22 protein-coding genes are annotated in these 21,566 nt (G+C 72.0%); 8 read left to right on the top strand and 14 right to left on the bottom strand.

Translation table 11 applies throughout. The features are described from left to right. Positions 1–83 (top strand): aggregation-promoting factor C-terminal-like domain-containing protein (locus IO30_RS47070; RefSeq protein WP_483414664.1); only part of this gene is annotated, 83 nt, incomplete at its 5' end. A 72-nt stretch (positions 84–155) separates the two neighbouring features. On the opposite strand, the gene IO30_RS0121035 is transcribed toward IO30_RS47070, so the two are convergent. The 4 genes from IO30_RS0121035 to IO30_RS0121015 all read right to left on the bottom strand — a co-directional run bounded on the left by IO30_RS0121035 (position 156) and on the right by IO30_RS0121015 (position 4,938). Then, positions 156–698 (bottom strand): GNAT family N-acetyltransferase, encoded by a 543-nt coding sequence (locus IO30_RS0121035; RefSeq protein ID WP_031145085.1) that lies wholly within the window; start codon positions 696–698, stop codon positions 156–158. Positions 699–822: 124 nt separating this feature from the next. Next, on the bottom strand, positions 823–1,278 hold the full coding sequence (locus IO30_RS0121030) for a pyridoxamine 5'-phosphate oxidase family protein (protein ID WP_031145084.1): 456 nt from the start codon (positions 1,276–1,278) through the stop codon (positions 823–825). 199 nt (positions 1,279–1,477) lie between these two features. Continuing rightward, positions 1,478–3,835 (bottom strand): hypothetical protein, encoded by a 2,358-nt coding sequence (locus IO30_RS0121025; protein WP_157853349.1) that lies wholly within the window; start codon positions 3,833–3,835, stop codon positions 1,478–1,480. A 215-nt stretch (positions 3,836–4,050) separates the two neighbouring features. Then, a complete protein-coding gene (locus IO30_RS0121015) occupies positions 4,051–4,938 on the bottom strand; it encodes an NAD-dependent protein deacetylase (protein ID WP_031145081.1) in 888 nt (295 codons plus the stop codon). A gap of 95 nt (positions 4,939–5,033) precedes the next feature. Between IO30_RS0121015 and IO30_RS0121010 the strand changes: the two genes are divergently transcribed. From IO30_RS0121010 to IO30_RS0121000, 3 genes are all read left to right on the top strand, one after another. Further along, positions 5,034–5,516, top strand: coding sequence for an Imm21 family immunity protein (locus IO30_RS0121010; RefSeq protein ID WP_051859542.1), 483 nt, complete (start codon positions 5,034–5,036; stop codon positions 5,514–5,516). A gap of 235 nt (positions 5,517–5,751) precedes the next feature. After that, entirely contained in the window at positions 5,752–6,861 is a 1,110-nt protein-coding gene (locus IO30_RS0121005; protein ID WP_031145079.1) for an LLM class flavin-dependent oxidoreductase, read from the top strand. After that, a complete protein-coding gene (locus IO30_RS0121000; RefSeq protein WP_031145078.1) occupies positions 6,858–7,535 on the top strand; it encodes a CE1759 family FMN reductase in 678 nt (225 codons plus the stop codon). Before IO30_RS0121005 ends, IO30_RS0121000 begins: the two co-directional genes overlap by 4 nt. Before the next feature lie 77 nt (positions 7,536–7,612). Here the strand turns inward: IO30_RS0121000 and IO30_RS0120995 are convergent, their stop codons facing one another. Further along, entirely contained in the window at positions 7,613–8,575 is a 963-nt protein-coding gene (locus IO30_RS0120995) for a LysR family transcriptional regulator (RefSeq protein WP_031145077.1), read from the bottom strand. Positions 8,576–8,731: 156 nt separating this feature from the next. Here IO30_RS0120995 and IO30_RS0120990 point away from each other — a divergent pair, with 156 nt between their 5' ends. Beyond that, on the top strand, positions 8,732–10,036 hold the full coding sequence (locus IO30_RS0120990; protein WP_031145076.1) for an MFS transporter: 1,305 nt from the start codon (positions 8,732–8,734) through the stop codon (positions 10,034–10,036). A 179-nt stretch (positions 10,037–10,215) separates the two neighbouring features. Continuing rightward, positions 10,216–11,169: a prolyl aminopeptidase gene (pip, locus tag IO30_RS0120985; protein ID WP_031145075.1), complete on the top strand. Its 954-nt coding sequence runs from the start codon at positions 10,216–10,218 to the stop codon at positions 11,167–11,169. Between the two features lie 38 nt (positions 11,170–11,207). Here the strand turns inward: pip and IO30_RS0120980 are convergent, their stop codons facing one another. From IO30_RS0120980 to IO30_RS0120965, 4 genes are all read right to left on the bottom strand, one after another. Further along, entirely contained in the window at positions 11,208–11,732 is a 525-nt protein-coding gene (locus tag IO30_RS0120980; RefSeq protein ID WP_031145074.1) for an NUDIX hydrolase, read from the bottom strand. 124 nt (positions 11,733–11,856) lie between these two features. Then, positions 11,857–12,819 carry an FAD binding domain-containing protein gene (locus IO30_RS0120975; protein WP_031145073.1) on the bottom strand — a complete coding sequence of 321 codons (963 nt, stop codon included), beginning with the start codon at positions 12,817–12,819 and terminating at the stop codon, positions 11,857–11,859. Next, the gene (locus IO30_RS0120970) at positions 12,816–15,374 is read right to left on the bottom strand and encodes a molybdopterin-dependent oxidoreductase (protein WP_031145072.1); all 2,559 of its coding nucleotides are present in this window, start codon (positions 15,372–15,374) and stop codon (positions 12,816–12,818) included. The genes IO30_RS0120975 and IO30_RS0120970 overlap by 4 nt, the downstream gene beginning before the upstream one ends. A 357-nt stretch (positions 15,375–15,731) precedes the next feature. Further along, positions 15,732–16,472, bottom strand: a complete 741-nt coding sequence (locus tag IO30_RS0120965; RefSeq protein ID WP_031145071.1) for a class I SAM-dependent methyltransferase — start codon at positions 16,470–16,472, stop codon at positions 15,732–15,734. Positions 16,473–16,666: 194 nt separating this feature from the next. Here IO30_RS0120965 and IO30_RS0120960 point away from each other — a divergent pair, with 194 nt between their 5' ends. Both IO30_RS0120960 and IO30_RS0120955 read left to right on the top strand, forming a co-directional pair. Further along, positions 16,667–17,404: a VOC family protein gene (locus tag IO30_RS0120960; RefSeq protein WP_031145070.1), complete on the top strand. Its 738-nt coding sequence runs from the start codon at positions 16,667–16,669 to the stop codon at positions 17,402–17,404. A 111-nt stretch (positions 17,405–17,515) separates the two neighbouring features. Further along, on the top strand, positions 17,516–18,136 hold the full coding sequence (locus tag IO30_RS0120955; protein WP_031145069.1) for a PASTA domain-containing protein: 621 nt from the start codon (positions 17,516–17,518) through the stop codon (positions 18,134–18,136). A 108-nt stretch (positions 18,137–18,244) separates the two neighbouring features. Here the strand turns inward: IO30_RS0120955 and IO30_RS0120950 are convergent, their stop codons facing one another. The 5 genes from IO30_RS0120950 to IO30_RS0120930 form a co-directional block, all read right to left on the bottom strand. Then, positions 18,245–18,781, bottom strand: coding sequence for an SMI1/KNR4 family protein (locus IO30_RS0120950; RefSeq protein WP_031145068.1), 537 nt, complete (start codon positions 18,779–18,781; stop codon positions 18,245–18,247). 103 nt (positions 18,782–18,884) lie between these two features. Further along, positions 18,885–19,142, bottom strand: coding sequence for a hypothetical protein (locus IO30_RS45520; protein WP_031155549.1), 258 nt, complete (start codon positions 19,140–19,142; stop codon positions 18,885–18,887). An 85-nt stretch (positions 19,143–19,227) separates the two neighbouring features. Further along, the gene (locus IO30_RS0120940; RefSeq protein WP_031145067.1) at positions 19,228–19,746 is read right to left on the bottom strand and encodes a hypothetical protein; all 519 of its coding nucleotides are present in this window, start codon (positions 19,744–19,746) and stop codon (positions 19,228–19,230) included. Positions 19,747–20,100: 354 nt separating this feature from the next. Further along, positions 20,101–20,562 carry a hypothetical protein gene (locus IO30_RS0120935; RefSeq protein WP_031145066.1) on the bottom strand — a complete coding sequence of 154 codons (462 nt, stop codon included), beginning with the start codon at positions 20,560–20,562 and terminating at the stop codon, positions 20,101–20,103. 102 nt (positions 20,563–20,664) lie between these two features. Then, positions 20,665–21,456 carry an alpha/beta fold hydrolase gene (locus IO30_RS0120930; RefSeq protein WP_031145065.1) on the bottom strand — a complete coding sequence of 264 codons (792 nt, stop codon included), beginning with the start codon at positions 21,454–21,456 and terminating at the stop codon, positions 20,665–20,667. Between the last annotated feature and the right edge of the window lie 110 nt (positions 21,457–21,566).

Raw genomic sequence — 21,566 nt, 5'->3', positions numbered from 1 at the left:
AGTGGGGCCTGGACTACATGAACTCCCGCTACGGCAGCCCCGTCGGCGCCTGGGACTTCTGGCAGTCCCACCACTGGTACTAAGCCGCCAGTGGGCAGTAGACGCACACGCACGTGAACGCCCGGCCGGGATGACCCGCCGGGCGCTTTTGCGTATCAGGAGCGGGTGCGGCCCCAGGTCTGCAGGACGAAGGGCCGTCCCTTCTCCTCACCGGTGATCAGGGGCACGTCGAGCAGCGCGAAGCCCGCCTTGGTGGCCACGGCGACGCTGGCGGCGTTCTCGGCCTCCAGCTCCAGGATCACCTCGTCCACTCCCAGCTGCTCGAAGGCGTAGAGGGCCATCACCCGTACCGCTCGCGCCGCCAGCCCCTGGCCGCGGTGGGCCGGGCCGACCGCGTAGCCGATCTCGGTTCCTTCGGGGGCACGGCGCAGCATCACCTCGCCGAGCGGTGCCCCGCCGTCGGTGGTGATGGCGAGGAGGATCGTCGTGCCTTCCGCCCGCAGCTGCCGGGCCCGGTCCAGGCGCGCCCGGGAGGCCGCGGTGTCGAAGGGCGAGACGATGGGTGTCCAGTACGCGATGTCGGGGTGATCGAAGAGGTCCGGCATCGCGGCCAGGTCGTCCTCCATCCAGTCGCGCAGGATGAGACCTTCTCCCGAGAGCTCGATCCGCTCGGGAAACGACGACGTTGTGCTGCTCATGGTGAGGGACCTCCGTGGCCTGTTCGCGACGAGGCAGCGTAACCGGGGGCATGCGCAGGAGCATCAGGATTTCCACCGCCCTCCCGGACAGACGGCGCCCGCGTCGTCGGGGCGGCCCCCGGGGTCACCCCAGCCACTCCCCGTCCCGCATGAGGTCACGGCCCACCAGCTCGGGGGCCTCGCGCCAGGCCTGTATGCGGTGGGGCCGGATCATGAAGTACCGGTACGAGGTCTTGAGCTCGCGCGGATCGAACCGGGTCTTCGCCGCGAAGGCCTCCCCGAGCGACGGGTCCAGATCCTCGGCACCGACACTCGTCGCGCTCCCTTCGACCAGCACGACGTCGCGGGTGTGCCCGAAGGCGAGCCGGGCGCGCCCGTTCGCCATCAGGTTCCGTGCGGTCGGCGAGGAACCGGGAGTGGAGACGACGAAGACGGAGCCGTCCCACAGGAAGGACAGGGGGATCTGGTACGGGTTGCCCTCCGCGTCCGCGGTGGCCACCCAGGTGTCGATGTCCGACTCGAAACGGGCGCGGGTGTCGGCCAGTCGCGTCGTGAGGTCGCGGGGAGCTACGTCTGCCATGTGCTGCTTCCAGACTTCTCGGAGGGCGGGAAGGAACTTTCAAGGTGAACGTACCGTTCGCCGGCGCGGACGGGATCATTCCCGGCCATGTGCGCGTGGGGACGCGGCAGTTGGCCATGGATGCACAACACAGGGGGCCCCGGCCGGAGTCGGGGCCCACTGCAGGATCACGTCCTGTCGAGGGCCGCGGTCAGGCAGCTCACGGCGCGAGCCGGTAGGCGTTCGTGATCGTCTCCCGGACGGTGTTGCCGCCGGTGTCCTTCAGGTCCACCTGGAAGGACACGGCCTCCGCCTTCGCCGGATGGTTCACGTTCACCGAACGCGCTCCCTTCGCGTCGGCCGTGACCGTCAGGGGCTTCCACGTCCTGCCCCCGTCGTAGGAGACCTTGACGGTCAGCGAGGCGACCCGCCCGGTCTCCGCGGCCTTCCCGCCCAGGTGCAGCGGCACCTTCAGGGAGGCGCCCGCGGGGGCCGTCCCGCTCAGGCTCAGCTTCGGCGCGAGCCGCACCGTCGACAGCGGCAGCCTGACCTGCTCGTGGCCGGGCGGACGGGCCGAGGTGAACGTCCACACCGCGGCCACCTTCGTGCTGGTCGTGGTGTCCTCGGCGGACCGGCTCGACTCCGCACTCAGGCGGTACGCCGCCGAGCCGGCCGGGACCTCGGCGCTCACCCAGCCGGACTCCGACCCCTCGGCGATGACCTTGCCACCGGACTCCAGCCGGGTGAAGCCCCCGGTGACGTAGGAGTAGCCCGAATGACCGCTGCCGTCGTTGAACAGCTGGAGATTGGCGTCGATGTGGTCCCCGTACCGAGTGGCGCCCGCTTCCGCGGAGGCTCCCAGATCGGGGCCGACCACACCGGTGTTGAAGTTCAGGACGTGGCGCACGCCCGCCTTGAAGGCCACCGGCTGCATCGAGTAGCTGATGCGCACCTCACCCTGCGCGTCGAGCTGTGAGGCGTCCCAGTTCCAGCGGACACCGCCGGCGCTGACGTACAGCGTGCGGGCCAGCGGCAGGCTCTGCTCGATCGGGTCCCGCACACCGATGCCGAAGCCGCTCTCGTCGAGCGGTACCGCCCAGATCTGGGACCTCGCCCCGGTGACGGACGCCCCGAAGCCGAGCTTCACCTCGGCGACCTCGGCCCGGGTCACGGTGCGGGTGAGGCCGGTGAACCAGCTGCCCGTGCGGTGGAAGGCGAGCCGGTAGTCGACGTCCTCGCCCCCCGCGCCGGGCACCTTCCACAGCCCGTTGTACTGCGCCCGAAGGTCGGCTCCGGCCGGACCGAGCGCGGCGGTGCGCAGCGGTGTCTGCCCGTCGACGGCCCAGGAGCTGCCCACCCTCGCCGCCTGGTCGTCGTATCCGACGGTGGCGCTGACCAGCCGTGCGGCCGGGTTCGGCGCGGTGACGGCGAACGGCTTGGCCTTGCGGGCGTCGAGCGTGACCGTGGTCCTCGCGGTGACCTTCAGGACCGGCTGGACGAAGACGGCCGTGCCCCCGTCCGCACTGAACACGGCACTCTGCAGCTGGTATTCGCCCTTGGGCAGCCGCTGGACGACGGTGCCGTCCGGGTCGCGCGGAACGTCGATGCGTCCCGGCTCCGGCCCGGTCAGGGTGATCGCGGTCGCGTAGTCCGGCGCGTCCGCGCCGTCCACGTCCTTGTGCCGCAGGGTGACGTCGTAGGACTCCACCTCGCGCACGACTACAAGACCCGTGCGCACCGACTGGCCGCCTCCGGCGGCCAGCACGCTGCCGCCGAAGGTGCCGTCGGCCGTGCCCTTGCGGCTGTCGACGGTGACGGTGGTCGTCGCGCTGCCGCCGGCGGGGACGGTGAGTTCGGCGTCCTTGACGCCCTTGCCGGTCCAGCCCGCCTGCCACATGACGGGAGCCCCGATCTGCGGCACGCTCGCGTCGAGGGTGGTCCGGACCTTGCCGTCCAGCCACACACGGGTGATCTGCACCTGCGGTGCGGCCTGCGCCGTACGGGCAACGGTGCTGCCGGTGACCGCCGACCACAGGGCCGCGGCCTCGGCCTTGGGCGCATCGAAAGCCTCACCGTCCACGGCGGGCAGCGGACGCCGCTCGCGCGCCACCCCGGCGAGCGCGTCGCGGGTCGTGGCGAAGGCGCCCAGCCGGACGGCGTCCTTGCGGTAGCCGACGATCAGCGGCAGCGTGGTGCGCCGCGCGTCGTCGTACCCGTCCCTGACGAGCTGGGCGACGTCGAACAGCCGCCGGTCCAGGACGCCGTCGTCGACCATGCGCAGCGCGTCCTGTGGAATGACGTACGTGTGCCCGGGCTCGCGCCGCACCGAGAACGCTGTCTTCTCGCGGCCTTGGCCGTGCAGGAGCTGGACGATGCCACCGTCACTGCCGACGACGACCCGGTCGCCGGTGATCAACGTGACGGTCGCGCTCGGCGCGGGCTTCGCCTTGGCCTTGCCCGACGTCCTCGTCGCGCCCGGTGGGGCGGAGCCCGCGGCCTGGGCCGGCGGGGTCGCGGCCGACGCCGTCCCCGCGATCAGCGTCCCGGCCACCGCGGCGGCGATCGCCGCGGTTCTCACCCTCGTTGTCGTTCTCACCCGTTTTCCCCCAACCTCACCTGCGCGCCAGCGCGTTCGCCGGTACCACGCGCGCGGGTGAGCTCCGGTTCTCGACGGGAACAAGAGAGAGGGCGTCCTCCGCCGGAATACAACCCTGGGTGTAGCCGGGCGCCACCCCTGGTGGGAGGAAGGGCCCCCTCCGCAGCCTCCGTAACGGGGGAGAGCGCGGCGCCGTTCTAGCCCTCGACGGAGACGCCCAGTCGGTCGGCCAGGGTGGTCAGGGTCGTCCCCAGGGGGAGCGCGACCCGGGTGACGGCGTGCCGGTCGCCCCGGGTCGGGTCCTGGTTGACGATCAGTACGGGCTTCCCGGCCTGGGCCGCCTGGCGGACGAACCGGAGCCCGGACATCACCGTCAGCGAGGAACCGAGCACCAGCAGCGAGGTCGCCCCGTCGACCAGCTCGCGGCAGTGCCCGACCCGCTGCGGGGGAACGGTCTCGCCGAAGAACACCACGTCCGGTTTGAGCACGCCGCCGCATGCCGAGCAGGGCAGCACGCGGAAGTCCCCGACCTGGCCGTCGGTGAGGTCGGCGTCCCCGTCGGGATTCAGCGCCGCCGCCACCGGCTCGAAGCCCGCGTTGGCCTCCTCCAGCCGCCGGGCGAGCTCGCGGCGCGCGCTGGAGGCGCCGCAGGAGAGGCAGACCACCCGGGCCAGGCTTCCGTGGAGTTCCACCACCCCTTCGCTGCCGGCGGCCTGGTGCAGGCCGTCGACGTTCTGGGTGATCACGCCGGTGAGCAGGCCGCGGCGCCCGAACGCCGCCACGGCCCGGTGCCCGGCGTTGGGCCGGGCGCGGCCGAAGGTGCGCCAGCCCAGATGACTGCGCGCCCAGTACCGGCGCCGGGCCCGGGCGCTGGAGGTGAATTCCTGATAGGTCATCGGGGTGTGCCGACGCAGGCTCCCGCCCTGACCCCGGTAGTCGGGGATGCCCGACTCCGTGGAGATGCCCGCCCCGCTGAGCACCAGGACACCGCCGGCCCCGAGCACATCGGCGAGCGGCTCCGGATCGGTGGTGCCGGGCTCCAGGTCCTCGGTCGGCGTCCAGCTCAGGGTGGGGCGCATGCGCATGCTGTCAGCGTACGGAACGGGCAGGCCGCCGGCACGGCGATCGTGGGCGCACATACGCTGTCGCGACGACCTGAGGTAGTGGAGCTGGAGGCGGCATGTCGCTGACGTGGCTGGATACGGAGGGCGGCCCCTTCGTGGTGGTTCCGCAGGCCGCGCTGGTGCACTGGACGGGAACGGAGGGCGACTACGACCGTGCCTGCCAGGTGATGGACCTCCTGGGAGTGCTCGAACTGCCGGACGGAGCCGAAGCCCTCGTCCTCGGGGGCGAACCCTCCACCACCGCGTACCTCGCCGAGCACCGGGTCCTCGTGCGCTGGGACTACGCGGAGACCGAGGAAGGCGTCGCTGACGTCATCGTGGCCGGGCTTCCCGCCGCCGAGTGGGAGGAAGGGCCCGTACTGGGCACCGTGGGCGAGCTCGTCCTGTTCGACGCCGCCTACTTCGGCACGGAGGTCGGGACACTGACGGACGGCGCCGTTCTCGACCTCCGTGCCGGCAGCTACCGGGTGGACTCGGCGAGCATCGAACCCGACCCCCTGACCTCCTTCCGCGTGCACCGCTTCGTCCACCTGGCCTGACCGGAGGCCGGGACCGGCGCCGCTCGCTGCCAGGGAGTCCAGGCTGGGGGGCCTTTCACACTGAGTCCGCCACATGGGGATGCGGCATGTCCTGGCCTTCCTGGGGCATCCGCTGCCCCCGAGAGGGACGGGCGTGAGCCGGGCACACCGGCCTCCTGGAGGGCTCGGGAATAGCCCGGGCGGGCCACATGTTGCGGGGTGTAGTTGAAACGTCAACAATCTTGGAAGGGGAGTCATGCAGTTCGGGATCTTCACCGTCGGTGACGTCACGGCCGATCCGACGACCGGACGCACGCCCGGCGAGCACGAGCGCATCAAGGCCATGCTCGCCATCGCGCAGAAGGCCGAGGAGGTCGGCCTCGACGTCTTCGCCACCGGCGAGCACCACAACCCGCCGTTCGTCCCCTCCTCGCCGACGACCATGCTCGGCTACATCGCCGCGCGCACCGAGAACCTGATCCTCTCCACGTCGACGACGCTGATCACCACGAACGACCCGGTGAAGATCGCCGAGGACTTCGCGATGCTCCAGCACGTCGCGGACGGCCGCGTCGACCTGATGATGGGCCGCGGCAACACCGGTCCGGTCTACCCCTGGTTCGGCAAGGACATCCGCGACGGCGTCGACCTCGCGATAGAGAACTACGCGCTGCTCCGCCGCCTGTGGGACGAGGACGTCGTCTCCTGGAAGGGCAAGTTCCGTACGCCGCTGCAGTCCTTCACCTCGACCCCGCGCCCGCTGGACGGCGTAGCGCCCTTCGTGTGGCACGGCTCCATCCGCTCGCCGGAGATCGCCGAGCAGGCCGCGTACTACGGTGACGGCTTCTTCCACAACAACATCTTCTGGCCGGCCTCCCACACCCGGCAGATGGTGAACCTGTACCGGCAGCGGTACGCCCACTACGGGCACGGCACCCCGGAACAGGCCATCGTCGGGCTCGGCGGCCAGGTGTTCATGCGCAAGAACTCTCAGGACGCGGTGCGCGAGTTCCGCCCGTACTTCGACAACGCACCCGTGTACGGCCACGGCCCGTCCCTGGAGGAGTTCACCTCCCAGACCCCGCTGACCGTCGGCTCGCCGCAGCAGGTCATCGAGCGGACCCTGTCCTTCCGGGACTACGCCGGCGACTACCAGCGCCAGCTGTTCCTGATCGACCACGCGGGCCTGCCCCTGAAGACCGTCCTGGAACAGCTCGACCTGCTGGGTGAGGAGGTCGTACCGGTGCTGCGCAAGGAGTTCGCGAACCTGCGTCCGGCCGGAGTGCCGGACGCGCCGACCCACTCGGCCCGCGTGGCGGCGGCCCAGGAGACCTCGAAGGCCTCGAAGGAAGGGACGCAGGCATGAAGCTCGTCGTCGTGTCGGCGGGGCTGAGCTCGCCCTCCTCCACCCGGCTGCTCGCCGACCGGCTCGCGGCCGCGACGCTGGGGCAGGTGGACGCCGAGCTCGAAGTGATCGAACTGAGGGAGCTGGCGACCGAGATCGCCCAGCATCTCGTCACCGGGTTCCCGCCCGCCCGGCTGGCCGCGGCACTCGACGCGGTGGCCGCCGCGGACGGCCTGATCGCCGTGACGCCGGTGTTCGCGGCGTCCTACAGCGGACTGTTCAAGTCCTTCTTCGACGTCATCGAGAAGGACTCCCTCACCGGGAAGCCGGTCCTCCTCGGTGCGACCGGCGGCACGGCCCGGCATTCCCTGGTCACCGAACACGCCCTGCGCCCCTTGTTCACCTATCTGCGGGCGCTCGTCCTGCCGACCGCCGTGTACGCGGCTTCGGAGGACTGGGGCGAGGAGGGCCTGGCGCGGCGGATCGTCCGCGCGGGCACGGAGCTGGCACGCTTCATGGCGCCCGCCGGGGTGCCTGCCGGGGTGCCCGCCGCCAGGGACGCCGCCCCCGACACCGACACGGCCGCCGCGATCGCACCCCGTTCGCTGACCGGGGCGATCACGTCGGTCGATCCGGCGGACGGCTTCGAGGTCGTGCCGTTCGAACAGCGTCTGGCAGCGCTACGGGCCGAGTAGCCGCTGATTCGGGTCGGCTCGGTCGGACACGCCCACCTGAGCGGAGTGAGACAGCGGGCGGGCATCGGCGGCGGCGTTCAGTGCGGGATCACCCAGTCCGGGGTCCAGGTCCCTGTGGTGTCGTGACCGGCCGCAGTGGCAGCGAGGTGGGCGCGGAGAGTGGCCAGCGCCGGGTGGGGGTTGTCGCGGTGCCAGAGCAGCGAGTGCGGGTAGACGGGCGTCGGATCGGTCACGGGGATGAGGCGCAGGCCGTGGCCGGCGGGCAGGACAGTGGGGGCGCCTGCCGGCGGTAGCTGGGGGAGGCTCTGTTCGCCCATGAAGGTGGCCAGGGCCGGGGTGCCGGCGATGGTGTCGAGGAGGGCGTCGGAGCCGAAGTTGGGGCCGGTCGCCTCGATGCTGAGACCGAACTCGGCGACGAGGTCGTCGTAGTAGGCGGCCCACTCGGTACCGGGGACGATGCCGGGCATCCAGATCCGGTGCCCCGCGAGCCGGGCGAGGGGCACCGAGCGGGCGCCCGCCAGCGCGTGCGCGGGGCCGGTGAGGAGCTGGAGCGGTTCGTCGAGCACCCGGACGGACTCGATGTCCGCGGGAAGGGGCCGGCCGGGCACGGCGACGGCGCGGAAGGACGCGTCGATCGCACCGGACCGGATGGCGGCGACGGCCGTATCGATGTCGAACAGCATCATCACGTCGAGGTCGATCTCGGGGTGCGCGCGGTGGAAGCCGCGCATCAGCCCCGATGCCGCGGTGCGCGAGGCGATCACGTCGACGCGCAGCGGACGCCGCCCGGCACGTACGGACGCGACCGCGCGCTCGGCGACCCGCAGCAGCTCGCGCGCGTGCGGCAGGAACGCCTGCCCGTCGATGGTGAGCTCGGCGCCGCGCGCGGTACGGGTGAACAGCCGTGCGCCGAGACTTCGCTCCAGTGAGGCGATGCGCTTGGAGACGGCCTGCTGCGTGACCGACAGCTCGGCGGCGGCCTCCCGGAACTGCCCCGCCTCGGCGACGGCGACGAAGGTCCGGACGGTCTCGAGGTCCATGCCGACACCCTACGGGTACAACCATTGGTTGTGGCCGAGCCGTGCCGTGGTTGTTTGATCCGCAGCTGAAGTGCCCGCTTTGATGCTTCCCATCGCGGATCGGTTGCGCGTGGCAGTGGCAGTGGCAGTGGCTGTGGTGGGGGAGGGGCGGCGGGCATGAGGAGAGGGCGCCGGATCGGCCGGCCGCGCGGACATCGGCTGGGGCGGCCGTTCGGGTGGCTCTGGGGTGCGTACGGGACCAGCGCCCTCGGCACGTGGCTCGCCTTCGGCGCGTTCCCGCTGATCGCCATCCAGGTGCTGGACGCCGGACCGGCCGAGGTGGCCGCGCTCGCCTCCGTGGGGGCTGCGGTGGGCGCGGTCGTGGCGGTGCCGCTCGGCCCGTGGGTCGAGTTCCGACGCAAGCGGCCGGTGCTGATCACGACGGACCTGGTGCGGTGCGCGGCGCTGCTGACGATCCCCGCCGCCTACGCGCTCGGCGTGCTCACCTTCCTCCAGCTGCTGCTGGTCTCGGTCGTCGTCGCGGCGGCCGACATCACCTTCCGCGCCGCCTCCGGCGCGTACCTCAAGACGCTGCTGCCGGCCGAGGACCTGCTCGTCGCCAACGCCCGGTTCGAATCCACCGCCTGGACGACCACGATCATCGGACCACCGCTGGGCGGCGCCGCGATCGGGCTCCTGGGCCCGGTGGCGACGGTGCTGGCCGACGCGGTCACCTATCTGCTCTCGGCCCTCGGCATCCGCGCCGCCGGCGGGCACGAGCCGCGGCCCGGGCGCCGGGAGGCCGCACCCATGAGGGCCGGGGACCTGCTCGACGGCTGGCGGTACATCCTGGCCGACGCGACGCTGCGGCCGCTGCTCTTCAACACCGCCCTGTTCAACGCCCTGGTGATGGCCGCCTCGCCGCTGCTGGCCGTCCTGATGCTCGGCCGGCTCGGGTTCGCACCGTGGCAGTACGGCCTCGCCTTCGCCGCGCCCGCCATCGGCGGCCTGCTCGGTTCACGGCTGGCCCCACCGCTCGTCACCCGGTTCGGCGAGCACCGGGTCCTGGTCGTGGCCGGGACCCTGCGCGCGCTCTGGCCCGTCGGTCTTGCCTTCGTGGGGCCGGGCACCGCAGGGCTGCTGTGGGTGATGGGCGTCGAACTCGGGCTCATCTTCTGCTGCGGGGTCTTCAACCCCGTCTACGCCACCTACCGCCTGGGGCGCACCGCGACCGGCCGCGTCACGCGCACGCTCTCCGCCTGGGCGGTGACGACCAGGGCCTCGACCGCGCTCCTCACCGCCCTCTGGGGCGTACTGGGCACCCTGCTCGGGCCGCGCACGGCCATCGCCCTGGCCGGAGTGCTCCTGCTGGCGACCCCGTTGCTGCTGCCCCGCCGCCCGACGGCGCATCCCACAGAGCCGGAACCGGAACCGGAGCCCGAGCCGGAGCCGGGGCCGGAGCAGGCACCGAGCCGCACCTGACGGACCGCCCCGGCCGCCATCGCGACGACACCGCAGCCCGCGAACAGCAGGCCCGCTCCGTGGCCGGGCAGCCCGCCCCTCTGACCCGACAGGCCTGCTGCACCTTCGGCCATGGTGTCTACTGCAAGATCCTGTCGGAAGGTCGTACCCGGTTGTCCGGAGGTAGGGGAGTGGTCGAGATGTATCCACCGGTAGAGCCGTACGAGAAAGGGATGCTCGACGTCGGCGACGGCAACCTCGTGTACTGGGAAGCCTGCGGCAACCCGGACGGCAAGCCGGCGCTCGTCGTCCACGGCGGGCCGGGCTCCGGCTGCCGGCCGGAGGCGCGCCAGTACTTCGACCCGGACCGGTACCGGGTGGTCCTGTTCGACCAGCGCGGTTGCGGCCGCAGCACGCCGCACGCGAGCGACCCCACGACCGACATGCGGCACAACACCACCCGCCACCTGATCGCAGACATGGAACGGCTACGGGAGCACCTGGGCATCGACCGATGGCTGCTGTACGGCGGCTCGTGGGGCTCCACGCTGATCCTGGCCTACGCCGAGGCACACCCGGAGCAGGTGTCTGAGATCGTCATCTCCGCCGTCACCACCACCCGGCGTTCCGAGATCGACTGGCTCTACCGGGGCGCGGGCCGCTTCTTCCCCGAGCAATGGGAACGCTTCCTGGCCGGGGCCGCGGGCACACCGCGCGACGGGGACGTCATCGCGGCCTACGCCCGTCTCACAGCACACCCGGATGCCGCAGTACGGGAGAAGGCCACCGCCGACTGGTGCACCTGGGAGGACGCGGTCCTGTCCGGGGAAACGAACGGCGCCTCCAACCCGTACGGCGACCGCCCCCCGGCCGCACGACTGGCCCTGGTCCGCATCTGCGCCCACTACTTCTCCCACGGCGCGTGGCTGGAGGAAGGAGTCCTCCTCCGCGACGCCCACCGCCTCGCCGGCATCCCCGGCGTACTGGTACACGGCAGGCTCGACCTGGCCGGCCCGCTCGACACCGCGTGGGAACTCGCCCGCGCCTGGCCCGACGCGCAGCTGATCGTCGTCACCGACGCGGGCCACCTGGGCAGCGCCACGACACGCGCCCACGTCCTCGCAGCCCTTGACCGTTTCGCCCGCGAGGAATGACACCGCCGCCCACCAGGCCGGTCGGTGCCGGGATTCGGTCAGACCCACTGGTAGTTGGTGTCGTTCAGCTGAGGAAGGAGGGCCGAGGCGGCGTCGACGTCGCCGGTCGGTCCGGCGAGGTCGGCGATGGGGGCCGGGGGGAAGATGTTCAGGTCTCGGGTCTGTCGGTAGGGCAGCCAGACGATGTCGCCGCGGCCGGCCGTGTCGTCGTCCTCGAACGTCTTGAGCTTCTGCCGGGCACCGGTGCCGAGTTGGATCCGGTAGACGAGGTGGAGCTTGCGCGGCGGGGTGCTGCCGGGGCGGGTCACCATGGCGTCCAGGAGCCAGGTGAAGGCGGGCGGGCCTGACAGGTGCTCGGGGTGGAGGCCGAGTTCCTCCTGGAGTTCTCGCTGCAGGGCTCGGGGCAGGGGTTCGGAGGGTTCCACGTTGCCGCCGGGCAGGGAGTAGTGGCTCGTCCCCTGGTCGTTCGTGCGGCGGATCAGGGCCACGTCCTCCCCGTCGAAGACCAGGGCTGCGACGCGGATCTTGATCCGGTGAAAGGCGGTCGGCTCGGTGTTCGTCATCCGTCCTCATCCTGTGCGGCGCCGGCGCGTGCGCGCTCCTGCTCCGTCGGCGTGGGCGTGTCGAAGCCGACGGTGGATCGCATTATCGCCCGCTCGGGGCCGGCAGCGCAGGACAGGAGAAGAGCTAGCCGACGGCAGCCGGGCCGGTGGCCCGTTCCAGGGCTTCCAGGACGGTGTTGCCGAACAGCCCGGTCTTGTAGGCGGTCTGCGGCAGTGGACGGCAGCGGGTGAGTACCGTCGCGGCCGCCGCTGCGAGGACCTCGGGAGTGGCCGCGCGGCCGATCAGGGCGGCCTCCACCTCCGGCAGCCGCAGCGGGACGCGCGCCACCCCACCCGCCGCGACGGCGGCGTGAGTGACGGTGGCGCCGTCGAACGCGAGCCGGACCGCGGCCTCCACCAGGGGCCATTCGCCGTGCGCCCGGCTGGTGGCCCGGTGGTAGGCGGCTCGTTCGCCGGGCAAGGGGGCGGGCAGCTGGACCGCGGTGAGGATGCGGTCCGGCGGCAGCAGGTGGTCGGCGTGGAAGAGCCGGTCCCCGTCGCCGTACAAGTCGGCGACCGGGCGCGGGGATTCGCCGTGGATCTCGGCCTCGGCATCGTAGGTGAGCAGGGCCATCGCCAGCGTCGACGGGTGCGGGGTGATGCACGGGCCGTCGCCGCTGACCACGCCGAAGTGGTGGTCGCCCTCGCGCGCGGGGCAGCCGGTGCCGCCCTTCTGGAGGCAGCTGACGTGCGGATTGCGGTAGTACCAACAGCGGTTGCGCTGCAGCAGGTTGCCGCCCACGGTGCCTGCCGCGCGGATCTGCGGAGTGGCCGCGCTCCCGGCCGACAGCGCGAGGGCCGGCCAGCCGGCGCGCACCTGCGGATCGTCGGCCAGCGCCGCGAGGGTGGTCAGGGCGCCGATCCGCAGTCCGCCGCCGCGCAGTTGCGTGCAGCCGCGCAGAGGCCCGGCGCCGCCGAGGTCGGTGAACGGTCCGGGGGATACACCGCTGCGCTGCCGGGCGGTGGTGTCGGTACCACCGGCGCGCAGCTCCCCGCCGCGGGCCAGGACGGCGGCCGAGAGGTCGCCGAGGGCGGGCTCGGTGCTCATGTACCCAGTCCTTCCAGGAGCCGGTCGGGGCGGATCGGCATGTCGTACGGGCGCCAGCCGGTCGCGTCGTGGACCGCGTTGGCCAGGCACGCAGCGGTGGGCAAGGTGGCGATCTCGCCGAGACCGACACCGCCACCAGGCACGTGCTCGAAGCCCTCCTGATGGAAGTGGACGGTGATCTCGGGGGTGTCGCCGATGCCGGGGATCCGGTAGTCCTCCAGGTTCTCGGTCAGCACCCGCCCGGACACCGGGTCGCTGCGGCGCTCCTCGTAGAGGGCGTAGCCGACCCCCTGGATCACCGCACCCTCGCACTGGCTCCGGGCCAGCCGGTCCTCGTGGATGCGGCCCGCGGCGACGCCGCTCCACACGCGCAGCGGGCGGACCCGGCCCAGGCGCGTGTCCACCTCGACCTCGGAGACCTGCACCGATCCGGTGAACCCGCGCCCGATCGCGATACCGCCCAGCGTGAACGGGGTCACGAAGCCCCGGCGGTCGCGGGGGCGCCGGCCGGTCACCCGCACCCCGTGCGCAGAGTCCAGCCGCGCGGCGACGTCACCGCCGCCGAGCGCATCGCGCAGGCGGACGGCGGCGTCCGCAGCGGCCGGCACGATGGAAGGCGTGGTGCGGCTGCCGCCGGAGGTGGGGCCGTGGACGGCATCACTGTGGCCGACCTCGGCGCGTACCCGCTCCTGCGGCACGCCGAGGCCCGCGGCGACGGCCCTGCGCAGTACGGTCCGCGAGCCCGTGCCCATGTCCTGCACGGCGCACCGGGCGACGACGACACCGTCCTCCACGGTGAGTTCGACCTCGGTGACGGGATCGAGGAAGTACAGCCAGTTGGCCGCCGCGACGCCGACGCCGCGGCGGAACCGCCCCGAGCCGCCGCGGGGGCCCGACCAGACCGGAAGGGCCGCGGCCCAGTCGTACAGGGCGTGCCGCTTGGGGTTGCCGTCCCAACGGCGGCGCAGGGCGATCGGGTCCTGGCCGAGCCGATGGGCCATCTCGTCCACGGCCTGCTCCAGCGCCCAGCACATCGTGGGTCCGCCCGGACCGCGGAACGGGGCGCCCGGAGGCCGGTGGGTGACCGTGTCGAAGTCGCGCAGCCGGCGCGGCGCCTTGCCGTACACGAACCGGGCCAGTGCCGCCACGGTTCCGCCCACCGCGACCCCGCCGTCGGTGTCCGCGTCCATGGCCAGTGCGCTCAGCCCGCCGTCCGCGTCCGCGGCCATCGCCAGCCGGATCCGGGTGCCGGGCCGGTATCCGCCGTCGACGAGTTCCTCGTCCCTGTCCAGCACCACGCGTACGGGGGCGTCGTGCAGCCGGGCCAGCTCCACGGCGGCGACGACGTCCGAGGTCAGCCCCATCTTGCAGCCGAAACCGCCCCCTACGTGGACGGCCTTCGCCACCACCTGTCCGGCAGGCACACCGAAGCGCTCGGCGGCGAGCTCGGCCACCTGCTTCACCGACTGCGTGGACACCTCCAGGTGGAGGGCGCCGTCGACCCACTGGGCCAGGCAGGCGTGCGGCTCCAGCGGGGTGTGGGTCTGCGCGGCGGTGGTGAAGACGCCCTCCACCACCCGTTCGGGGTGCCGGGCCCGCGCCTCGGTGATGCGGCGCACGGCTGCGGCCGGGCGCTTGCTCATGGCGGACGGGCCCCGCAGGTTGCCGCGCCAGCGGGCGGGCACCAGCTGGGGGGTCTCGCCGGAGCCGGGCGCCCGCTTGCGCGCGGCCTTGTCCTCGTAGACCGACGGGCCCTCTCCGGTCCTGGCCTGGCGGACGTCCAGGGCCGCCGGCAGCACCTCGTAGTCCACCGTGACCCGCGCCGCTGCCGCCCGCGCGGAAGCCCGGTCCGGGCCCGCGACCGCGGCCACCGGCTGCCCGACGTACCGCACCACGCCGTCGGGAGGCAGCAGCGGCACCAGCGGGTGGTCTCCGGCCTCCAGGGACCGTACGTGCGCGTGGGCGTGCGGGGAGCGGATGATCACACCCTCCAGCAGTCCCTCGGGGCGCAGGTCGGTGGTGTACCGGGCCGATCCGTCGATCTTCTCCGGCGCCTCGGTGCGCGGCACCGCCGGCGCGTCCCCGCCGGCCGTGTCGTAGTCGCCCGCGCAGGCCGCGGCCACCGCCTTGAAGATTCCCTCGTACGCCCCGCACCGGCACAGGTGGCCCGCCAGCGCCTGCGCGATCTGTTCCCGATCCGGACGGCTGCGGCCGTGCGCGGCCCGCCACCGCTCGAAGAACGCCGCCGCCTCGACCACGAACCCCGGGGTGCAGTAGCCGCACTGGAGGGCGTCCTCACCAGCGAAGGCACGCCCCACCGGGTGGCCGGACAAACCCTCCACGGTCGTCACCCGTCGGCCCGCCAGCGAGACCGCCGGCGTCAGGCAGGACACTCGGGGCTCACCGTCCACCTGGATCGTGCAGGCCCCGCACACCCCGCCCGCGCAGACCAGCTTGGTGCCGGTCAGGCCCAGCCGGTCGCGCACCACCTCCGCGGCGGCCGGGTCATCGTCCACGTCCACCGTGCGCCGGGCGCCATTGACCTCGAACTCCAAGGGACCTACTCCTCAGCCGTGGGGGGCGACCGTCGGGCCTCACGCTCACCTTCACGGTCCTTGATATCCCGCTGCCGGGATCGGCGCAGTTCGGCGCACGGCCGGTCAGGGGGATAGGTCGCCGGGACGGCGCAGGCGTGGCATGACGGGCGGCCCCGGCCGGCATCCGCGGGGCCGGGCCCCTGCGTACACCTGACCGGGCGGTCCGATGCCCCGGACGGCGATCGCAGGCCCGTGCTCCTGACGGGCGTGGATCACCACATCCGATCAGCCAGGCTCCCCTGCCGGCGTTCCGTGCGGCTGCGTACGCGAGCAGAGGAGCCTGGAGCCGTTACCGCCCGGGCCGAACGGAGGGCGTCAGACGCGGCAGCGCAGCATCTCCAGCGGGGGGTTCGCGCGGAAGTCCGCCCAGTGGCCCTCGCCGAACGCGCGGATGCCCGCCTCCGAGACCGTCAGCGGGACCCAGGTCAGCTCGCTGAATCCGGCTGCCAGCAGGGACTTCTCGTAGACCTCGCGGCGCGGACGGTTCGCGACGAACGAGACCGGCGGGTCGAGCAGCGCGGTGGTCCGTACCTGGGGTCCGGTCTCCGCCTCCCCGCCGGTGAGCTCGGTGCGGAAGCCGTACTTGTCCGGGGTCGGCCCGTCGAAGCGGTAGTCGGGCGACTGGTTGAGCAGGAAGAACTCGCCGCCGGGCCGCAGGCTCCGGTGCACGTTGCGGCACATCCGCTCAGTGGTGGCGATGTCCTCCGCGTAATTGAGCAGCTGGACCGCCAGGCCGATGTCGAAGCGCTCCTCGAAGGACCGCAGTTCGGCCGCGTTGCCCACCTCGTAGCGCAGTCCGAGAGGATGGGCGGCCTCCAACTGCTGGGACACGGAGACCATTTCGCTGGAGATGTCGACTCCGAGGACCTCCGTGGCGCCGCGCCGCCTGAACTCCCTGCTGTAGAAACCGGTGCCGGAGGCCAGGTCGAGAACCGACTTGCCGCGCACGTCACCGACCAGGGCCAGGAAGCTGGGTACCACCACGTACTGCTCCAGCGGCAGGGACTTGAACCCCTCGTACGCCTCGCCTATCTCGTCATACTGCTGTGTGCTCACCGTGTGGTCCTCCCCTGTAGTTGCACAAGCCCCAGGCCACGGCCCCTGGTCCCGGGGGACACGCCGTGGCCTGTATCGGCAGTCTCTACGACCTCCGACGGGCCCTCGCACTGGCAGAAAGCACAAAGATCAAGACGTCGGACCGGCGGTATGTGCGTTGGTCGTCGCAGGACGGTGTGCCTAGGATCGGCTGCATGGCGATGCGGCTCGTGCAGATCAACATGCAAGCTCGGGACGACTCCGCGCTCGGGCGGTTCTGGGCGCAGGTGCTCGGCTGGAGCATGGACAGCGAGGCACCTGGCGTGACCAACCTCGAACCCCCGGACTTCGCCTATCCCGACCCTGCCGCCCTCTGTATCGACCTCGTTGCCGTCGCGGAACCCAAGACGGTGAAGAACCGCGTGCACGTCGACCTCGCCACCACCTCGGCCGCCCATCAGGCCGAGCTGGTCGCGCGTCTGCGGGATCTTGGTGCGACGCCCGCCGACGTGGGCCAGGGTGACGTGCCGTGGACGGTCCTCGCGGATCCGGAGGGCAACGAGTTCTGCGTGCTGGAGCCCCGGGAGGTGTACCGGGACACCGGGCCGATGGCCGCGGTGGTCGTCGACTGCGCGGACCCACGGGCCATGGCCCGGTTCTGGGGCGAGGCGATGGACTGGACACTGCACTCGGTGACCGACGACCAGGCGGTGCTGCGCTCCTCCAAAGGCGTCGGCCCGTATCTGGAGTTCGTCCGCACGCCCGACGTGAAGACCGTGTGGAACCGCGTCCATCTCGACCTCCGGCCGTACCCCGGTGACGACCCGGCGGCGGAGGTGGCCCGGCTGCGGGCGCTCGGCGCCACGGACACCGACGTCAGGGAGGGTGACGTGCCGTGGACCGTCCTCGCCGACCCGGAGGGCAACGAGTTCTGCGTGCTCTCCCCGCGCTGACGCGGAGCCCTCCAATTGCGCAGGTGCGGAAGCCCGTTCGCGGATGCGCGTTCATGTCACAGAACGGTCAAAGGCCCCACACAACGGGTCCACCCCGGCGAACATGGCGCGATGCGCACACACCACACTGCCGCCGTCCTCGCGGCAGCCGCCGCTCTCGCCCTCACCGCCTGCAACCCGCAGAGCGCACCCGCACCGGACGGGCCCGCCGGCGGCCCGAGCGCCGCGCGCACGGGCAGCGCGCCCGCTTCGAAGACCGCCGTCCTCCCCGACCTCGTCGGCAAGGGCCTCCAAGCGGCCCAGGACGAGGCGCAGGCCGCCGGGTTCCTCACCCTCAAGTCCCATGACGCGCTCGGCCGCGAACGGCTCCAGGCCCTGGACCGGAACTGGAAGGTCTGCTCGCAGACCCCGGCTGCCGGCGCGGGCGTCGACACCGACAGCACGATCGACTTCGGTGCGGTCAAGCTCGAAGAGACCTGCCCCGCTGCGGACGCTCCCGCCCCGAAGCCCGCCGGGGACACCATGCCCGACTTCGTCGGCCAGGGCATGAAGGCGGTCCGGGGCGCCCTGCCCGCCAACGCGAGCATCACCGTGAAGGACGCGGTGCAGCACCGCACGGTCCTTCAGGAGTCGAACTGGAAGGTGTGCACCCAGGACCCGAAGGCCGGCCGGCCGCTCACCGGCCAGCCCCTGGCGTTCACCGTGGCCAAGACCGAAGAGCCCTGCCCCTGAGCCGCCTCTCTCTGATCTTGTCGCAGCCGATCTGATCGCCGCGCATCCCGCCCACCTGACCACCGAACCACCCGGCCTCACCACCGCAGGTGCACTACCGGCGTGTGGTCAGGGTGCGGGTTCCGGCTGGTAGCGGACCGTGGGGCCGGGGCGGTAGCGGCGCAGGTGCGGTGGCCGGTAGGCGCCCTCGGCGAGGCCGAGGAGGAATGCGGTGAAGGGGCCGGGTGCTTCGTGCCAGTGTCCGTCCTCCGTTTCGACGACGATCCGCCAGTCGGCCGGGTCGGGCTCTTCGGGGAGGAAGTAGTAGAAGGCCGCACCGTCCTCTTCAGCGCCCCACGGGATCAGTCCGCCCGGCCGGGGGTGGAACGGGAACGGAGGGAGCCCAGGACCGTCGAGGTGGCAGAGGCGACCGGACACCGGCCAGAGCTGTTCGAACTCCTCGGCCGTGCCGTCCACGGGCCGTCCGATCCACAGGAACCCGTCGAACCCGCCCGGACCGTACTGATCGAGGAACGTCTTGTAGTCGGCCGGGAGGGCAATGCCGAGATGTTCCTCGGCCGCCTCCCACAGACGTGGCTGCGCCCAGCCCCAGCACACCGGCTCACCGAGCAGTTCCTGCAGTTTCTCCAGCGAAGAGGCTGCCATCTCATCTCCTGGTTCACCCTCACGGCTACGGCGCCCCGGCGACGCCGGACTCCGAGGGTGGCGCCCAAGGGCGAGGTGGGCCGTACCGGGCGTTGTCGGCCCGTCAGGCCAGTTCGACGAGACCGACGAGCGTGAAGACGACTCCGCAGAGGGCGACCATCGCGCCCAAGTACCGGTAGACCGTCGCGGACATGACCTGTCCGGGGGCTCCGAGGTCTCCGCGGGCGTGCCTCGACAGCTCCGCATTGCGCGACGCCCGACGCGCCAGGGAAACCGCGGTTCCCCGGATGTTCAGCGCGACGGCTCCCCCCACCAGGTAGCAGGCAGCGCCGACGGTCAGGAAAACGGCAGCCGGACTCATGAGATACGCCCCCCAGGCGGTGTGATGATCGCTGCACAGTAGCAGCGGCCGCCAACGGCTCCGCAGGCCGACGGAGCAGTAGCGGTCAACGGCTCAGCGTGTGCCGGACGTACTCCGGCTGCGTCTCGCCGACTTCGATGCCGTTCTCGTCGAGGCCGTTGAAGATCCGCAGGCGGCCCCCGTCGAAGACGAACTCCACCGTCACCGTGCCGGCGGCCACGTCGCGATGCGCCGGCTGCCACTCCAGCAGCGCGACTTCGCGCAGCTCCTGGCCCACGAAGGCTTCGAGGAGTTCATCACTGTGGGACCACTGGGGCGTGAGCTCGAACCACTCCCACCCGGTGATGGCCGCCGCAGTGTCGATCGTGTCCCAGCCGACCGAGAGCTCGTCGAGCTTCCAGTGGCAGATCTCCACCTGGACCCCGTCGAAGTCCATGACCACCGGGCAGTCGGCGAACCAGTCGCCGTCCTCGACGAAACGTACCAAGGCGAACCCCGTCAGTCGCCTCCCGGCGAGCGTCGCGAGACGCACTCCGTGCGCCTGGCGGACCGCCGCGATCCCGACCAGGAAGGACGGCGTGAAACCAGAGATCCCCATGTCCATGGCCACCGAGTCTTCCGGGCCCGAACCGAAAAGGCCAGCGCGTATGTGAGGCAGCCGGCAGGCTCCGATTCGCTGGTCACTCGGGGTGCCGGCCGGAACCGGTGGGGCGGGAACCATCCGGGATCGTTGACCGTTCATCTAGGTGTGGGTGCAGAAACCCGGTGCCGTGAGGCGGTGCCCCTCTGTGCTCACCCCCGTTCGCCCCTTCCTGCCCTCCCCCCCCCGGCCGGAAGGGGCCGGCCCCGGCCGGCCTCCCCCCGGCCGGTCGGGGCCCCCTTCGTCAGGCCGCAAGCGCGGCGGGCAGTGACGCCCACCCGCCGGCCTGCGGTCATGTGGATGTGTGCAGGGGAGTCGTCAGCAGGTGACGGTGACCTCGTGGGTCACAGGGTTGGCCGCCCAGGGGAAAGAGGCCACGCCGAAGGTGCCGCGGACGGTCGAGCCGCAGGCGACCGTGCTGACCAGACCGCGTACCTCAAGGTTCGCCGAAGTGAAAATGACCGTCCTGGCCTGGGATTGCGGCGTGCTGCCGCCTGCGACCTCCGAGGTGAGGGTCGTGAACAGCTCGCGTCCGGCGGGCGGCGGGCTGCCCTTGGAGGGCGGGCCGGCGAGTGCGACGGTGCCGTAGAACTCGACGGTGGTGCCGGTGACCTCGGCGCACAGCCGCGTGCTCAGGCCCGACTGGAGGCGGGAGTTCCCGCAGGAGGTGACGGCCTCCGAGTGGCCGCCCGGCAGGACGGCGGCGTCGGCGTGGGCGGGGGTGATCGCGAGAACGGTCAGCCCTGCGGCACCTGCTGCAAGAAGTGCTAATCGGGTCATCTGCTGCTGCTCCTCGTGATGGCGCGCCGATCCGGCATTCTCGGGGCGCGCTATGACATGTGATATTGCACAGGTCATTAGATCACAGGGTGGTCGGGGTCGTCAGTGCTCCCGGTTCCGTGTGAGGAAGTCGCTGATGAGGTCGAGCCACTCCTGCGGACGCTCTGCGAACGGCATGTGTCCGGTGTGGAGTTCGGCGACCTCGGCAGTGGGGAGGGAAGCGGCCAGCTCCCGCTGGAGGCTCGGGGAGACGAGCGGATCCGCGGTGGTGACCACGACGAGCGTCGGTACGGCGATGCCGGCGAGGTCGCCGCGCACGTCGACCCTCCGGACCAGGTCGACCTGTTCCGGGGTGCCGAGGGGGAGTGCGGGCGCCAGCTGCTCGGCAGCGGTGCGGACCTGGGCCGGGGTGAGGGAGTTCAGGACCGGTTCGCTCAGCGCCATCAGGTTCAGGTATTGGGCGAGCACGGTGTGCTGACCGCCCTCGAACAGCTCGTGCCAGATGGAGGCGGCGACGTGGGTGCGCGTGTCTGCGTGCGCGAGCGTCGCGCTCAAAACGAGCGAGCTGACCCGTTCGGGGTGGAGCGTGGCGAGCCGGATCGCGACGGGTCCGCCCAGGGAGTACCCGCTCACCGCGAAGGTGTCGAGGCCTTCGGCGTCGGCTGCCGCTATCAGCTGCTCCGCGAGCTCGTCGATCTCCAGAGGAGCCTGCGCCTTCGGGGTGGCGCCGGTGCCGGGGTAGTCGACCCCGACGACGGTGTGCCGTGCGGCGAGCCCGTCCATGATCGGTCCGTAGTTGGCCTCGATGCCGCCGCCCGCGCCGTGGGCGAGGAGGAGGCCGGGGCCGGTGCCCCGGACGGTACGGGCGAAGGCGGCGGGTGTGGTCGTGGTCATCGGAGGTCCCTCTCGTGGGGTCGGCTGGGCCGTCGCACAGCTTTATCGGTCACTAAAGCTAGGCGATGAGCAGACCCTAACAGAGCTGCTTTAGCGATCGCTACGGCCGG

The sequence above is a fragment of the Streptomyces xanthophaeus genome, assembly GCF_000725805.1.
GTDB classification, from domain to species: domain Bacteria; phylum Actinomycetota; class Actinomycetes; order Streptomycetales; family Streptomycetaceae; genus Streptomyces; species Streptomyces xanthophaeus.
Note: the sequence above shows the minus strand (reverse complement) of the source record. Positions and strands in the feature narration are given on the sequence as shown.

Coding starts and splice junctions, on each gene's coding strand:
- IO30_RS0120975 (WP_031145073.1), bottom strand. CDS start 12,819: ATGAGCACCGAGCCCGCCCTCGGCGACCTCTCGGCCGCCGTCCTGGCC.
- pip (WP_031145075.1), top strand. CDS start 10,216: ATGTATCCACCGGTAGAGCCGTACGAGAAAGGGATGCTCGACGTCGGC.
- IO30_RS0120955 (WP_031145069.1), top strand. CDS start 17,516: ATGCGCACACACCACACTGCCGCCGTCCTCGCGGCAGCCGCCGCTCTC.
- IO30_RS0120940 (WP_031145067.1), bottom strand. CDS start 19,746: ATGGACATGGGGATCTCTGGTTTCACGCCGTCCTTCCTGGTCGGGATC.
- IO30_RS0120995 (WP_031145077.1), bottom strand. CDS start 8,575: ATGGACCTCGAGACCGTCCGGACCTTCGTCGCCGTCGCCGAGGCGGGG.
- IO30_RS0120950 (WP_031145068.1), bottom strand. CDS start 18,781: ATGGCAGCCTCTTCGCTGGAGAAACTGCAGGAACTGCTCGGTGAGCCG.
- IO30_RS0120930 (WP_031145065.1), bottom strand. CDS start 21,456: ATGACCACGACCACACCCGCCGCCTTCGCCCGTACCGTCCGGGGCACC.
- IO30_RS0121005 (WP_031145079.1), top strand. CDS start 5,752: ATGCAGTTCGGGATCTTCACCGTCGGTGACGTCACGGCCGATCCGACG.
- IO30_RS0120935 (WP_031145066.1), bottom strand. CDS start 20,562: ATGACCCGATTAGCACTTCTTGCAGCAGGTGCCGCAGGGCTGACCGTT.
- IO30_RS0120960 (WP_031145070.1), top strand. CDS start 16,667: ATGGCGATGCGGCTCGTGCAGATCAACATGCAAGCTCGGGACGACTCC.
- IO30_RS0121030 (WP_031145084.1), bottom strand. CDS start 1,278: ATGGCAGACGTAGCTCCCCGCGACCTCACGACGCGACTGGCCGACACC.
- IO30_RS0120980 (WP_031145074.1), bottom strand. CDS start 11,732: ATGACGAACACCGAGCCGACCGCCTTTCACCGGATCAAGATCCGCGTC.
- IO30_RS45520 (WP_031155549.1), bottom strand. CDS start 19,142: ATGAGTCCGGCTGCCGTTTTCCTGACCGTCGGCGCTGCCTGCTACCTG.
- IO30_RS0120990 (WP_031145076.1), top strand. CDS start 8,732: ATGAGGAGAGGGCGCCGGATCGGCCGGCCGCGCGGACATCGGCTGGGG.
- IO30_RS0121015 (WP_031145081.1), bottom strand. CDS start 4,938: ATGCGCATGCGCCCCACCCTGAGCTGGACGCCGACCGAGGACCTGGAG.
- IO30_RS0121035 (WP_031145085.1), bottom strand. CDS start 698: ATGAGCAGCACAACGTCGTCGTTTCCCGAGCGGATCGAGCTCTCGGGA.
- IO30_RS0121000 (WP_031145078.1), top strand. CDS start 6,858: ATGAAGCTCGTCGTCGTGTCGGCGGGGCTGAGCTCGCCCTCCTCCACC.
- IO30_RS0121010 (WP_051859542.1), top strand. CDS start 5,034: ATGTCGCTGACGTGGCTGGATACGGAGGGCGGCCCCTTCGTGGTGGTT.